A 12,444-nucleotide genomic window follows, 5' to 3' on the forward strand; every position below is an offset into this window, starting at 1 on the left:
CTCGGACCGGAGGAATGCGGATGYTGCGCCGATTGTCGGGACTACATGGGGGAGCCGACGCGCCGGTCGCGCGTTCGCCCGGAGATCATCCGCCCCAGCATGCCAAGCACGATGCCGCGTCCCGGTGAGACGCCCCGGGTCCCGGGCGCCGTCCGCTTCCGGCTGCCCGATCTGATGCGCGCCGCCCTTTCAGGTCGCTTCGCCGTGATCCTGTCGGGCGAGCTGATCCAGAGCCTGTTCCACTTCCTCCTCAACATCCTGCTGGTGCGCGAACTCGACGCGCACGATTACGGATTGTTCGCCATCGTCTTCGCGGTCGGAGCGGTCGGCATCACCTACATCCGCGCGCTCGTGACGGTCCCAGCGACGATCCACGTCGCCCGGAGCCTGGGGCGACCGGCGGCCCGCGGCTACGACGTGATGTTCGGCTCGGGCGCGGTTCTGGTCTCGGGTGTCATGGCGGCCGGCGTCGGCGTGGCCCTGGCCCCGGTGATCGGCTTCGGCGCGCTTGTGGCCGGGGCCTTCGTCGGCCTCTACGCCTTCCGCAGCTATCTGCGGATCATGCTCCTCGCCCGCGGCCGCCCCCGGATCGCCGGCCTCAGCGACATGGTCTACGCGGTCTGCGGCGGCCTGCTCGTCGCGCGGTGGTTGAACGGGCAGGGGACGGCCCTCCTGGATCGGGCCTTCGCGGCCATCGCCCTCGCGCATGCGGTGGCGATCGCGGTGGCCTATGCGGCGCTTCGAGAGCGGGTTCGATTTTCCCTCCATGCGCGGTCGCGGGCGCGCTACCGGGCGATCTGGCGCACCCTGGCCTGGTCGCTCGCCGGCGTCACCAGTCTGACCGTGCAGGGCCAGGGCCTGACCCTGTTGCTGGCGCTCCTGGCCGGACCCGCCGCCTACGCGCCGATCGCCGCCACCATCGTGCTCTACGCCCCGCTGCGGATACCGGCGAGCGCGCTGCTGAACATGGTCCTGCCGGAGATCAGCCGCCTGCTCGCGGCCGGTCAGCGCGAAGCCGCCCGCCGTCTCGTCATCCGCAACGGAACCCTGCTCGGCTGCGGCTGTCTCGTCTACGGGGTTCTGATGGCGGCCGCCTTGCCGCTGATCGAGGACATCCTGTTCAAGGGGCGGTTCGCCGACCAGCCGATGGGCTGGATCGGGCTCGGCGTGTGGGCGGTGGTGACCGTCTCGCTCCTCTACGCGATCCCGCGGGCCTATCTCGAGGCCTCGGCGGCGTTCCGGACCATCACCGCGGGCGCTGTGGCGAGTGCGGTGCTGGGCATGGCCGTGATGGTGCCCGCGCTCCTGTTGCTGCCCCCCGCCACTGCGCTCATCGGCCTCCTCGCCTCGGAGGTGGCCACGCTGGTCTGGTCGGTCTCGGCCTTCCAGGGGCTCGCGCGGCGTTCACGGCCGGCGCCCGTGATCGGTGCCCTGTGACGGAACCCGGTCGCGCGCTCGTCCCGCGCACCGGACGCCGCCCTCAGCGGAGCGCGAGCAGCAGCGGTGCCAGCTTCCGGACCGCGGGCGACCGGCTGTAGATCCAGAGGGGATTGTGCTGGACGACGTGGCTGCACAGCCCGCGTTTGAAGTCGAAGACGGGGCGGTTCGACGCCGGGTCGATGCCGCCGAAATCGAAGGTCCGGCAGCCCTCCGCCTTGGCCCGCTCGACGAAGCGCCAGACCGCGAGGGTCGCGGCGCCGGTGGCGCGGGCGCGCTCGTTGGAGGCTGTGTAGAAATCGGTGCAGCGGGTGTCCGACAGGTGCGCGATCCGCACGAGGATGCGCTGTCCCTTCTCGCGAATGTCGAGGAACAGGAGATGCTCGTCCTCGGCCGCGATGTCCCGATAGGCTTGCGGCTGCAGCGTGGTGGCGAAGCCTTTGCGCTCGCGCAGGGCCGCGAACATCGCGGTGAAATCGTCGAAGGCCGCCAGCCGTTCGGCCCGGTCCGTCAGGAAATGCGTGGTCACGTCGGTGTTGCGCTCGGCCTTGCGCAGGGCCTTGCGCCAGCGCTGCTCCATCGCCGCCTGGATGGCGTCGAGGTCCTGGGTCAGGTCGAGTTCGAGGGTGTGGTCAGGCGCCCCGATCATCGGCGTGAAGCCGTGCATCAGCAGCGCCAGCGTCGCGTCCCGGCTCTCGAACTGCTCATAGTCGACGGCCAAGACGTCGAAGCGGCCGAGGGCCAGATGGTCGATGAATGCGGCGAACACCGCCTCCGCACGCCGTGTTCCGGCATCGGTCAGCAGCGGTCCGCCTTGGACGTGGACGAACCGGGCCGGTCCCTTGCGGCGGGTCTGCCACTGGACGAAGGCGAGGTCCTCACCGTCCCCCGTGACGACCGCGCGCCGCACCTCCAGGCCGCGCCGGGCCTTGTAGGTACCCCAGGGACTGCTGCAGTAGATGTTAGCACCCGGGCAAGCCCAGATCCGTCGGTCCCAGTCCAGGACATCCGCAGTCTCCTGGACTGCGAGTTTGGCCGCCATGTCGTTCCTCGTCCTGACCGGGCAGGGTAATCCGCGCTGCCTGCCTCATCGGCCAAGGGCGGCCGCATTGCATCCTGGCTAACCGGATCGTCCACAAGGTGGCCTGCCGAGGCCGGCCCGCTGATCCGTCGGCGGGACGCACAACGCCGACGGTCGAAGCGGGCACCGGCGGTGACGCGGGCGGCCGACGCATCGGCAGGCCCGAGCGGTCGCGGGGTGTCGCCTGGACCTGTGCCGCTGCACTTCGCCGCGGCCGATGATGACCGCGGCCGAGCCCGGTCCCGCGCCGTTCGTCGCTATGCGGCCGGACGCGCCGGGATCTCCGCCCCGCGCGTCGGGTCGGTCGCCCGCGGGCGACGCAGCGTCGTGCGCACCATGGCGTCGATGCCCTCCGCCGCCGAGGCCTCCGAGAACTGGGTCTCGTAGCGCATCCGCGCCGCCCGACCGAAGCCGCGCCAGCCCGCCGGATCCGCGACCAGACCCGCCAGGACCGCCGCGATCGGCTCCGGGCCACCCGGGGGAACGATCCAGCCGGTCTTGCCGGATTCCACCACCTCAGGCAGGCCGCCGATCGCCGTGACGAGGGGCGGCACCCCGTAAGACATGGCCTCGATCGCCACGCGACCGAGGGATTCCGGGCGCTGCGACGGCATCGTCACCACATCCGCCCAGCGATAGAGCGGTGCCGGATCGGCCACGAAGGGCTCGAGACTCACCTGATCGGCGAGACCGGCTTCGCCGATCCGCTCCCGCAGGGCCTGCTCCCGGGCATCGTCCTCGAAGGCGCTGCCGACGATGCGCAGGGCGATCCGCCGGCGCACAGGCTCCGGCAGGGAGGCCATCGCTTCCACCAGAACGTCCTGTCCCTTGATCCGGCTGATCCGCCCGAGCATCAGCACCCGGAGCGGGCGAGACCCGTCGTAGCCCCCCGGGTTCGGTCCGGCCGGTCCGGCGATGCCGTTATAGACGACCCGGGCGGTCGTCCCCTCGGGCAGGGCATAGGCCTGCTCCGTGGCGCGCGAGTTGAACACGACGTTGGCGCCGCTCCAGCGGATCAGCCCGCGGAGCACCGTCAGGACGGCGCCTTCCGGAATCTCGTGGACGTGGACGATGCTTCGACCCGGCGCCAGCCGCGCGGCCAGCAGGTGGTCGGCCACAACGGTGGTGTTGATGTAGACCAGGTCGCTCGCGCGGATGCGGCGCAGCGCACGGAGCACCGCGACGGGCAGGGTCAACAGGCCCAGGGTCGCGAGGCGCCAGAGATTTTTCCGCCTCAGGATCCAGAGCGGCGTGATGACGATGGCGCTGGCGAAGGGACGCAGCGCGGCCACGATGGGACCGTCCTGCGGCAGGACCACGTCGATCCGCGCCGTCGGATGGACCGCCCGGATGGTGCGGACGGTCTCGATGAAGCACCGGTCGGAGCCGTAAAGTTCGAACCCCTGGTGGACGCAGGTGATGCGCAACTGCCGCCCGCCCTCGGCGATGACCGGCGGCGCGCCCCCGAGGTCTCGCCCGCCATCGGCGACGCGCGACGTCCCAAGTATCGGACCATGTACCATAAGATGATTACTTACTTAAAACAACAACCAGCGGTTGTAATTGCCGGCGGCTGGGCTCGTATGCTTGGACTTTACAATAGGGGCTTCAAGTCGGAAAGGAAGCTCCATGCCTGACCGCGCACCGGAACTACTTATTCTTGGCACGCGCGGGATCCCGGCCGCCCATGGCGGCTTCGAGACTTTCGCCGAACGTCTCGCGCTTCACTTGACCGGCCGCGGATGGCGCGTCGGGGTCTACTGCCAGCGCGAGGTCGAGACGGTGCGCGAGCGGGTGTCGCGCCGCCGCTGGAACGGCATCGACCTGATCACCGTGGAGGTCGGCCTGCGGGGTCCCCTCGCGACCCTCGCCTTCGACGCCGTCTGCGTCCGCGATGCCGCGACCCGCGGCGGCGTTTGCCTCGTGCTCGGCTACAACGGCGCGGCGTTCCTGCCCTATCTGCGAGCCCGCGGAGGCCGGATCCTGACCAACATGGACGGGATCGAGTGGCGCCGTCCGAAATGGTCATGGCCCGTCCGGGCGTTCTTCTACGCGAGCGAGTGGATCGCCGCGGGGTCCTCGCAGCGGCTCGTCGCCGACCATCCGGCCATCGCCGACCACCTCGCCCGGCGGCGCCCGCGCAGCGCCATCACGACGATCCCCTATGGCGGCGATCCCCCGCCCGCGGAACTCGGACCGCCGCCGCTGGGTCTCGTCCCCGACCGCTATCTCGTCTCGATCGCCCGCATCGAGCCGGACAACAACATCCTGACCCTCGTCGAGGCGTTCTCGCGCCGGCACAGAGGCGTGCGGCTGGTGGTGCTCGGCACGCTGAAGGTCGGCAATCCGTATCACCGCGCCGTCGAGGCGGCCGCCTCGCCCGAAGTGCTGTTCCCCGGGGCCATCTACGAGCCCGAGCAGGTGCAAGCCCTGCGGTTTCACGCGCGCGCCTACCTGCACGGCCACACGGTGGGTGGCACCAATCCGTCGCTGGTCGAGGCGCTGTGGGCCGGCAACGCCGTCATCGCGCACGACAACCCGTTCAACCGCGGCACAGCCGGCGACGGGCAGTTCTATTTCTCGGATCCGGACGGCTGCGCCGCGGCGATCGAGCAGGTGCTCGCCGACGAGGCCGCGGTCGCCGGAGCCCGCGCGGCGGCGCGGCGGCGCGCCGAGCGGTTCCGCTGGGACGACGTCCTGGCCGCCTACGAGCAGGCGCTGCGGCAGGTTGGCGGCTACCCGCCGATGCCGGCGACCCGGGCCGACGCTCCCGCCGGCGCCACGGCTGGTCCGGCATGGTAGAGGCGAGCCGGCGGGCCGTGCTGGCCGGGACGCTCGCCGTGGCCGGCGCCGCAACGTGCCCCGCTCGCGCCGCGCCCGCACCGCTCGCCCTGCGCCGGGGCATCGCCCTCTGGCCGTGGTTTTCGCTCACCACCGAGTTCCCGGCCCCGCGCACCGACTACGCATGGCCGCCCTTCCAGGCCGACCGACCCGTGCCCACCGCCGCGGACCTGCGCCGGCTCGCCGATCTCGGCCTGGACTTCGTTCGGCTGCCGCTCGATCCGGGGCCGTTCGTGGCGTTCACGGGCGCCCGGCGCGCCGAACTCCTCGGCGACCTGTCGGCCGCGATCGATGCGGCGCTCGGGGCCGGGCTGCGGGTCCTCGTCAACGTCCAGGCGAACGCCGCGACCCACCACTACACGCCGGACGCGTTCTACGGCTCCGACACGGCTCCGCTGTTCCCGGTCTATCGCCTTCTGGTCGGCGACCTCGCGCGCCTCTGCGCCCGGAAGGGCACGGACCGCGTGGCCCTGGAGCCGGTGAACGAGCCCCCGCAGGGCTGCGGTGCCCTCGCGTGGCGCCGGGTCCAAGAGGGACTCTTAACGGCCGCGCGGGCGGCCGCACCGGCGCTGACGCTGGTGGCGACGGGCGCCTGCGGAAGCCTCGTTGCCGGCCTGACGGCCCTCGATCCGGCCGCGCTCGCACGGTTCGCGCCCCTGCTCTACACCTTCCATTTCTACGAGCCGTACCTGTTCTCCCACCAGGGCGCGACCTGGCTCACCGAGGAACCGTTCTACCGGTGGCTCAACGCGGTCCCCTGGCCCGCATCGCGGGGCAGCCTCCGGGAAACGCTCGCCGCGGTGCAGGCCCGCATGGACGCCGACCGCACGATCCCGCAGGCCCAGAAGGGGAGCGACCGCGCCGTCATCGAAGGGAAGCTGCGGGAATATTTCGAGGCCGCGCCCGGCCCCGCCTACATCGCCGACGCGATGGCGCCGGTGGCGACCTGGGCGGACCTCTACGCGATCCCGCCGGGGCAGGTCCTGATGGGCGAGTTCGGCGCCCTGCGCACCGATGCCCGCTTCACGGCGTCCCGCCCGCCCAACCGGGCCGCCTACATCCGGGACGTGCGGCTGGCGGCCGAGGCGAACCGGTTCGCGTGGTCGTTCTGGAACCTGTTCGACGGTCTCGGTCTCATGGACGACGCGCATCAGATCGATCCGGCCATGGTCGCGGCGCTCGGCCTGCGGTCTCGGTCCTAGCGCGGGCTCGTCCGTCGCAGGGATCGCGGCTCCGCCGGGACCCCGCGCGTCGATCCGGAACGGCCCCGGATACGCTCAGCGGCGCCCAGGGAGGGGCGGGAACAGGAGGACGAGCATCAGGGCGAACTTGGCGAGCAGCGTGGTCTTGCCGGCCAGGCCCTCGAAGGTGTTCACGAGGATCGCGAAGGCCAGAATCGGCAGCCAGACGCCGCGCCGACAGCCGCGTGCGACCTCCGCGAGGAAGAGGGTCACGGCGATCACCAGGACAGCGGTCACCAGGATGCCGTGGTAGAGCACGGCAGAGATGATCGAATTCTCGATGCCCCATTCCAGGCCGTAGATCCGGCGCAGCGTGTTCACCTGCAGGATATCGGGGGCGAGCAGGAGCTGCCGGAACGGGATCGCGTCAAACACTGCGAGCATGTCGACCCGGGCTTGGGCGCTGCCGCCGTCCGAGACGAATCGGTCCAGCAGCGTGTCGAAGAAGCCTGCGCCAGCCAGGACGGCGATCAGCGCCGGCACCAGGGTCAGGGCGAAGCAGGCGCAGGCCGCCGCCGCGAGCGGTACGCGGCCGGTGCGCAGGGTGCGGTTCAGGGCCACGAGACCGACGCCGCCCCCGAGGACCAGCGTCGTGACGGTGGCCGAACGGCCGCCGAACGTGACCAGGGCGACGAGCTGCAGGGCGATCGTCCCGGCGCGCGCCATCGGCCCCAGGCGGCTGCCGCCCGTGGCGAGGGCGAGAATGTAGCACGCCGTCATGGTGGCGTTGGCGAGCGGGTGCCCCTGGAGCGCCGCCGAGCGGGTGTCGGACTCGAACGCCATGCCGTCGAACCGGTACGGGAAGAAGCGCTGGCCGCTCGCGAGTTCGAACAGGCCGAGCAGGGCGTTGGCGACCATCACGAGGTGGAACACGGTCTCGAGCCGCCCGAGCGTCGCGGCGTCCCGGTCCATGAGGAGGATCGGCACGAGCCCGGCCAGGACGAAGGTGTCGATCGAGCCGGCGAGCCCGGCACCGCCCCGGGCGGCGATGAGCACGAGGAGCAGGACGCCGCAGGCGGCCAGCAACACGCTGGCCGGGCGTCGATTCAGCGCCCCCGCCACCGGGATCACGGGATTGCCCGCCCGCAGCAGCGTCCACCCGAGCAGGATCACCGCCAGATAGGTCGCCGGGTGGATCTTGGAGGCTGCCGAGCCCGTGATCCCTTCGTAGTTGAGGCCCAGCGCCCACAGGAGGCCGCCCGAGACCCCGACGAGGAGCAGCGCCCAGACGGGCAGCGCCATCGCCTCCGCCGCCAGGAGCGCGCGCAGGACCGGACCCGTCCGCGTCGCCCGATCGGGGCGTCGCGCGAAGGCGGTCTGCCCCGGGCTCCTCACGCGCGCCGCCGCGTCAGGAGCAGGGAGCCGGAGATCGGCCGGCCGAGGGCCTCCGAGGTGTCGACGAGGTCGATCAGGTCGCGCTGGCGCGTGGCGCCGTTGCAGGCGACCAGCAGCAGCCCATCGGCCGCGGCCGCCAGGGGGCCGAGCCGGAGGTTCTCGGTCAGGACGCCGCCATCCACGATCACGAGCTCGAACCGTCCCTTCACGCCGGCGATGAAGCGCTCGATGTTGGCCGGTGTCAGGGCGTCGCGCATGGGCTTCTGGGTGTCGCCGAGCCCGATCCGACGGACGCCGGAGGCCGGGTCGGTCTGGGTCACCGCGTTGAGGCTCTGCTCGCCGCGCAGCACGTCGAGCAGGCCGCCGGTGCCGGAGCCGTCGGCGCGCAGGTCCGCGTCGACGCGCAGGACCCGATCGCCGCGCCCGACCGCCACCGCGGCGAGGAGCGCGATCACCGCCCGGCGCTCCGCCTCGTCCGACTCGCCCGAGGTCACGAGCAGCGCCAGGGAGCGGCCGCGGCTGCCGGAGGTCGCGGCAAGGTGGTCGAGGGTGAAGCTCGCCGCCGCCGCGCTCGGACCCCGCGCACGCAGGCCGGGCAGCACCGCGACCACCGGGGCGTTCGACAGCCGCTCCAGCTGGCGGGACGACAGCACGGTCGGCGCGAGGTATTCCCGGGTCAGCGCGAGGCCGGCACCGAGGCCGAGGCCGCCCACCAGGGCGGCGGCGACCAGGATCAGCCGCGGCGGCCAGCTCGGATCCTGCGGTGGCCGCGCCGTGGTGATGATCCGTGCGTTCGAGCTGTCGATGCTGGTCTGCTCCTTCATCTCCCGGGCGCGGACCAGGAAGGCGTTGTAGACGGAGCGGGCCGCCTCGACCTCCCGTTCCAGCTCGCGCTGCTGCACGGACGACTGGGCGTTCACTGCCGATTGCCGCTGGAGGCGCTCCAGCTCCGCCGCGAGGGTCCGCTCGTTGGATTGGGCACGCTGGAACTCGGTCTCGGCGGCGCCCGCGATCCGGTTCAGCTCGGCGTCGATCAGGCGGCGGACGTCCTGCATCTGCGTGCGCACGGCGGCGATGAACGGGTGGCGTTCGCCGAGATTGGTGCGCAGGTCGGCCTCCTTGGCGGCGAGTTCGGCGTACTGGCCGCGCAGGCGGTCGATCGCCGAGGACTGGACCGCCTCCGGCATGGCCCCGGATCCGATCGCCTGGCCCCGCGCATCCTTGATCCCCTGCAGGCGCGCCTTGGCCTCCGCGGTCCGCGCCCGCGCCGCCACGAGCCGCGCGTTGAGGTCCGTCAACTGCTGCTCGTTCACGAGCCGGCCGCTCGCGGCGATCAGGCCGTTACGGGCCTTGTAGTCCTCGAGCTTCTTGTCGGCGGTGTTGACGGCCTTGCGCAGCTCGTCGAGGCGGCCCCGCAGGTCGCCTGCGGCACGCTTGGCGGCGTCGGAGCGGGCTTCTGTCTGGTCGGCCAGATAGGCGTTCGCGATGGCATTCACGATCCGCGCCGAGAGATCTGGGTCCTCCGTGGTGACGACGAGATCGATCACGAAGACCTTGTCGGCCCGCTTGACCGCGAGCCTGCGGCGCAGCTGGTCGAGGGCGCGGCCGCGGGCGTCGTCGTGCCGCTCGGGCTTCGGCCCGGTCACGAGGCTTCGCAGGGCGGCGAGGGTCTGCGCGATGCGGCTCTCCCGCGGCACGCCGAAGCCCGGTACGGTTTCGAGCCCGGCCTGTGCGACCGCGCGACCCAGGACCGCATCCGACTCGATCACCTTCACCTGGCTCTCGACCTGCGCGATGCCGCCGTCCGGCGAGAGCGCCCCGGGATTGACGTCGTTCGAGATGACCTGTCGGTCGCGTGGATCGATCAGAAGCTGCGCTGACGCCGTGTAGAGAGACGGCGTGACCAGGGCGTAAGCCAGAACCGCGAGACCCAGCAGGAGCGCCGTTCCGAAGACCAGTCCCTTGCGCCGCCACAGGATGCGCCACAGGTCGCCCAGCTCGGCCGTCGTGTCCGGCCGGTTCGGGCCGGGGCGCTCAGGATGCGCCGGCGGCACCGGGGCGAGCCAGGTTGCGACAGCGATGTTATGGTCGATCTGTGCCACGATCGGTCACCAACGTCTCGATTCAGGTCGGTCCCTCGCGGGTGCCTTCTCTACTGCAAAACTCGCGCGCAAGACTCGCGCGCAAGACTCGCGGGCAAGACTCGCGGGCAAGCCTCACGTGCAACACTCGCGCAGCCTGCTGACAATCCATCGAGACCGCGATCCGCGCCACGGCATCCTGGCGGACTGGGCGCGTGGTAAACGATCCGCCGGGAGAGCGGATGCGCGCAGTGGCCGCAGCAGTCTCGGCCTCGCATCGCCATCGGCCCGGGGAGGCGGCGCGGGCCGCGCACGGGCGACGGCGTCGCCGATCCTGGAACCCGTCCCTGCGCGATGCCATCGGCGTGGATAACAAGGCCGATATGCGTTATTCTCCGATTGGATAAATTGAATTCGCGTTTCTAAGCTCTAATAATTGTTCGCCGGACAGCCTGTGTTTCGGGTGGAAGCTGTAGTCATGGAAGCGATCGACCTCAAAGATCGGATCGACGGGCAAGGTGCCGTCCCGGCCCGTCTGAAAGGGATCGCGGCCGCAACCGGTGTCCCGGTCGCGGCCTTCTTCGGCGCGCCGGCGCCACGCCCGCTCGCCGAGCTCAGCGAGCTGATCAGCCTGTGGCAATCGATTGCCGATGAGGAAAGCCGGACCGAGATCCTCGCCCTGGTCCGCGCCAGGGCGGCCGTGATCGAGACGGCGCGCAGACGGGGCTGACGCGGCGATTCGCGTTTTTGGTGCGCATGGCCCTGGCGGGATCGCGGCCGGACCGCTACATGATGGCGGCGGGGCTGCAGAGTTCGTCAGGAGCACTATCCCCGGGGCCTTATCGACTCCCTCGGGAGCTGTCCCTGGCCTCGTCCCTGGACTTGGCCAACACGGCGCCCACCTACGCTGTAGGTTTCCCGGGATCGATCCTCCAACGGCTCACGTGGCTCCGCACTCGTCTTCTCCCAGCACCGGCTCCGAAGCGCAGGGCATGGCCCGCAAGGCCGAGCTGCGGCGTGCGGCGCTCGCCGCCCGCGATGCCCTCGATCCCGAGGCCCGGGCCGCGGCTTCGGCGGCGATCGCGCGCACCCTTCTCGCACTGCCCCAACTCGCCCAGGCACGCCTGATCGGGGCCTTCTGGCCGATCCGCAGCGAGGTCGATTCGCGTCCCGCCGCCGAGGGCCTGCGCGCCCGCGGTCAGGCCGTGGCGCTGCCCCACGTCACGCCGGAGGGCTTGGTGTTTCGCCCCTGGCGCGCCGGGGATGCGCTGGTGGCCGGCCGGTTCGGCCTCAGCGAGCCGGATCCGTCTCTGCCGCCCGTCGAACCCGACGCCCTGATCGTGCCGCTCGCCGCCTTCGACCGCTCCGGACAGCGCATCGGCTACGGCCGCGGGTACTATGACGGCGCGATCACGCGCCTGTCCGGGACCCGCCCGGTCCTGACCGTCGGCATCGGCTTCGCCGCCCAGGAAGTCGAACGCGTCCCGGCGGAGCCGCATGACCGTGCCCTCCAGTTCGTGATCACCGAGGCCGGTTTGATCCGCTGCGACGGGACCGCCTGACCGATGCGGCTGCTTTTTCTCGGCGACGTCGTCGGGCGTTCGGGCCGCACCGTGGTGTGCGAGCGTCTGCCCCGCCTGCGGGAGCGCTGGCGGCTCGACTGCGTGGTCGTCAACGGTGAGAACGCGGCCGGCGGTTTCGGCATCTCCGAGACGATCTGCGACGAACTGATTCAGGCCGGGGCCGATGCCGTGACCCTCGGCAACCACAGCTTCGACCAGCGCGAGGCCCTGGTGTTCATCGCCCGGCAACCGCGGCTGGTGCGCCCGGCGAACTATCCCCCGGGAACACCCGGTCGCGGCGCGACGGTCGTCGAGACTCAGGGGGGCGCCCGCGTCCTGGTGGTCAACGTGATGGGCCGCGTCTTCCTCGACCCGATGGACGATCCGTTCACGGCGGTGGAGCGCGAACTCACCGCATGCCCCCTGGGGGCGGCGGCCGACGCCGTCATCGTCGACGTCCACGCCGAGGCGACGAGCGAGAAGCAGGCCTTCGGCCACTACCTCGACGGCCGCGCGAGCCTCGTCGTCGGGACGCACACCCACACCCCCACCGCGGACCACCGGATCCTGCCCGGCGGCACGGCCTACATGTCGGATGCCGGCATGTGCGGCGATTACGATTCGGTGATCGGCATGCAGAAGGACGAGCCGATCCGCCGGATGCTTCAGAAGACGCCGGGCTCGCGCTGGGAAGTCGCCGTCGGCGAAGGCACCCTGTCCGGCATCGCCGTGGAAACGGATGGGCGCGGGCTCGCCACGCGGGTCGCGGCCCTCCGCCTCGGGCCAAATCTCGAAGAGAGTGTCCCGCACTTCTGGGATTAGGGGCCGGTTCGGCCAAGTCGATGCCGGTTCGGCGTAAGTCGGCC

The 12,444-nt window shown here is 71.4% G+C and carries 10 protein-coding genes and 1 other RNA gene; 7 read left to right on the plus strand and 4 right to left on the minus strand.

Annotated features, from left to right (window positions below; translation table 11 throughout):
• Positions 1-99 precede the first annotated feature (99 nt).
• Positions 100-1,437: a hypothetical protein gene (locus ACXJKQ_RS05525; protein WP_457104764.1), complete on the plus strand. Its 1,338-nt coding sequence runs from the start codon at positions 100-102 to the stop codon at positions 1,435-1,437.
• A gap of 43 nt (positions 1,438-1,480) precedes the next feature.
• Here ACXJKQ_RS05525 and ACXJKQ_RS05530 read toward each other — a convergent pair whose 3' ends face one another.
• Positions 1,481-2,479: a lipid II:glycine glycyltransferase FemX gene (locus ACXJKQ_RS05530; protein ID WP_457104765.1), complete on the minus strand. Its 999-nt coding sequence runs from the start codon at positions 2,477-2,479 to the stop codon at positions 1,481-1,483.
• A 296-nt stretch (positions 2,480-2,775) separates the two neighbouring features.
• Positions 2,776-4,041, minus strand: a complete 1,266-nt coding sequence (locus tag ACXJKQ_RS05535; protein WP_457104766.1) for a glycosyltransferase family 4 protein — start codon at positions 4,039-4,041, stop codon at positions 2,776-2,778.
• Between the two features lie 106 nt (positions 4,042-4,147).
• Between ACXJKQ_RS05535 and ACXJKQ_RS05540 the strand changes: the two genes are divergently transcribed.
• Positions 4,148-5,320, plus strand: coding sequence for a DUF1972 domain-containing protein (locus ACXJKQ_RS05540; RefSeq protein ID WP_457104767.1), 1,173 nt, complete (start codon positions 4,148-4,150; stop codon positions 5,318-5,320).
• On the plus strand, positions 5,314-6,561 hold the full coding sequence (locus tag ACXJKQ_RS05545; protein WP_457104768.1) for a glycoside hydrolase family 5 protein: 1,248 nt from the start codon (positions 5,314-5,316) through the stop codon (positions 6,559-6,561). The genes ACXJKQ_RS05540 and ACXJKQ_RS05545 overlap by 7 nt, the downstream gene beginning before the upstream one ends.
• Before the next feature lie 75 nt (positions 6,562-6,636).
• Here ACXJKQ_RS05545 and ACXJKQ_RS05550 read toward each other — a convergent pair whose 3' ends face one another.
• Positions 6,637-7,935, minus strand: coding sequence for a VpsF family polysaccharide biosynthesis protein (locus tag ACXJKQ_RS05550; RefSeq protein WP_457104769.1), 1,299 nt, complete (start codon positions 7,933-7,935; stop codon positions 6,637-6,639).
• Positions 7,932-10,037, minus strand: a complete 2,106-nt coding sequence (locus ACXJKQ_RS05555) for a GumC family protein (protein WP_457104770.1) — start codon at positions 10,035-10,037, stop codon at positions 7,932-7,934. Before ACXJKQ_RS05555 ends, ACXJKQ_RS05550 begins: the two co-directional genes overlap by 4 nt.
• Before the next feature lie 457 nt (positions 10,038-10,494).
• Here ACXJKQ_RS05555 and ACXJKQ_RS05560 point away from each other — a divergent pair, with 457 nt between their 5' ends.
• The 4 genes from ACXJKQ_RS05560 (at position 10,495) to ACXJKQ_RS05575 (ending at position 12,400) form a co-directional block, all read left to right on the plus strand.
• Positions 10,495-10,746: a hypothetical protein gene (locus ACXJKQ_RS05560; protein WP_457104771.1), complete on the plus strand. Its 252-nt coding sequence runs from the start codon at positions 10,495-10,497 to the stop codon at positions 10,744-10,746.
• Between the two features lie 68 nt (positions 10,747-10,814).
• Positions 10,815-10,971, plus strand: a non-coding RNA gene (ssrS, locus tag ACXJKQ_RS05565) — 6S RNA.
• Complete coding sequence (locus ACXJKQ_RS05570; protein WP_457104772.1) at positions 10,961-11,578, plus strand: 5-formyltetrahydrofolate cyclo-ligase; 618 nt, start codon at positions 10,961-10,963, stop codon at positions 11,576-11,578. The genes ssrS and ACXJKQ_RS05570 overlap by 11 nt, the downstream gene beginning before the upstream one ends.
• A 3-nt stretch (positions 11,579-11,581) precedes the next feature.
• Positions 11,582-12,400 (plus strand): TIGR00282 family metallophosphoesterase, encoded by an 819-nt coding sequence (locus ACXJKQ_RS05575; RefSeq protein WP_457104773.1) that lies wholly within the window; start codon positions 11,582-11,584, stop codon positions 12,398-12,400.
• The last annotated feature ends 44 nt before the right edge of the window (positions 12,401-12,444 follow it).

It is taken from the genome of Methylobacterium sp. P5_C11, assembly GCF_054049775.1.

What these genes read in the sequence shown, in the direction of transcription:
- ACXJKQ_RS05525 (WP_457104764.1), top strand. Translation starts at nt 100, where the DNA reads ATGCCAAGCACGATGCCGCGTCCCGGTGAGACGCCCCGGGTCCCGGGC.
- ACXJKQ_RS05530 (WP_457104765.1), bottom strand. Translation starts at nt 2,479, where the DNA reads ATGGCGGCCAAACTCGCAGTCCAGGAGACTGCGGATGTCCTGGACTGG.
- ACXJKQ_RS05535 (WP_457104766.1), bottom strand. Translation starts at nt 4,041, where the DNA reads ATGGTACATGGTCCGATACTTGGGACGTCGCGCGTCGCCGATGGCGGG.
- ACXJKQ_RS05540 (WP_457104767.1), top strand. Translation starts at nt 4,148, where the DNA reads ATGCCTGACCGCGCACCGGAACTACTTATTCTTGGCACGCGCGGGATC.
- ACXJKQ_RS05545 (WP_457104768.1), top strand. Translation starts at nt 5,314, where the DNA reads ATGGTAGAGGCGAGCCGGCGGGCCGTGCTGGCCGGGACGCTCGCCGTG.
- ACXJKQ_RS05560 (WP_457104771.1), top strand. Translation starts at nt 10,495, where the DNA reads ATGGAAGCGATCGACCTCAAAGATCGGATCGACGGGCAAGGTGCCGTC.
- ACXJKQ_RS05575 (WP_457104773.1), top strand. Translation starts at nt 11,582, where the DNA reads ATGCGGCTGCTTTTTCTCGGCGACGTCGTCGGGCGTTCGGGCCGCACC.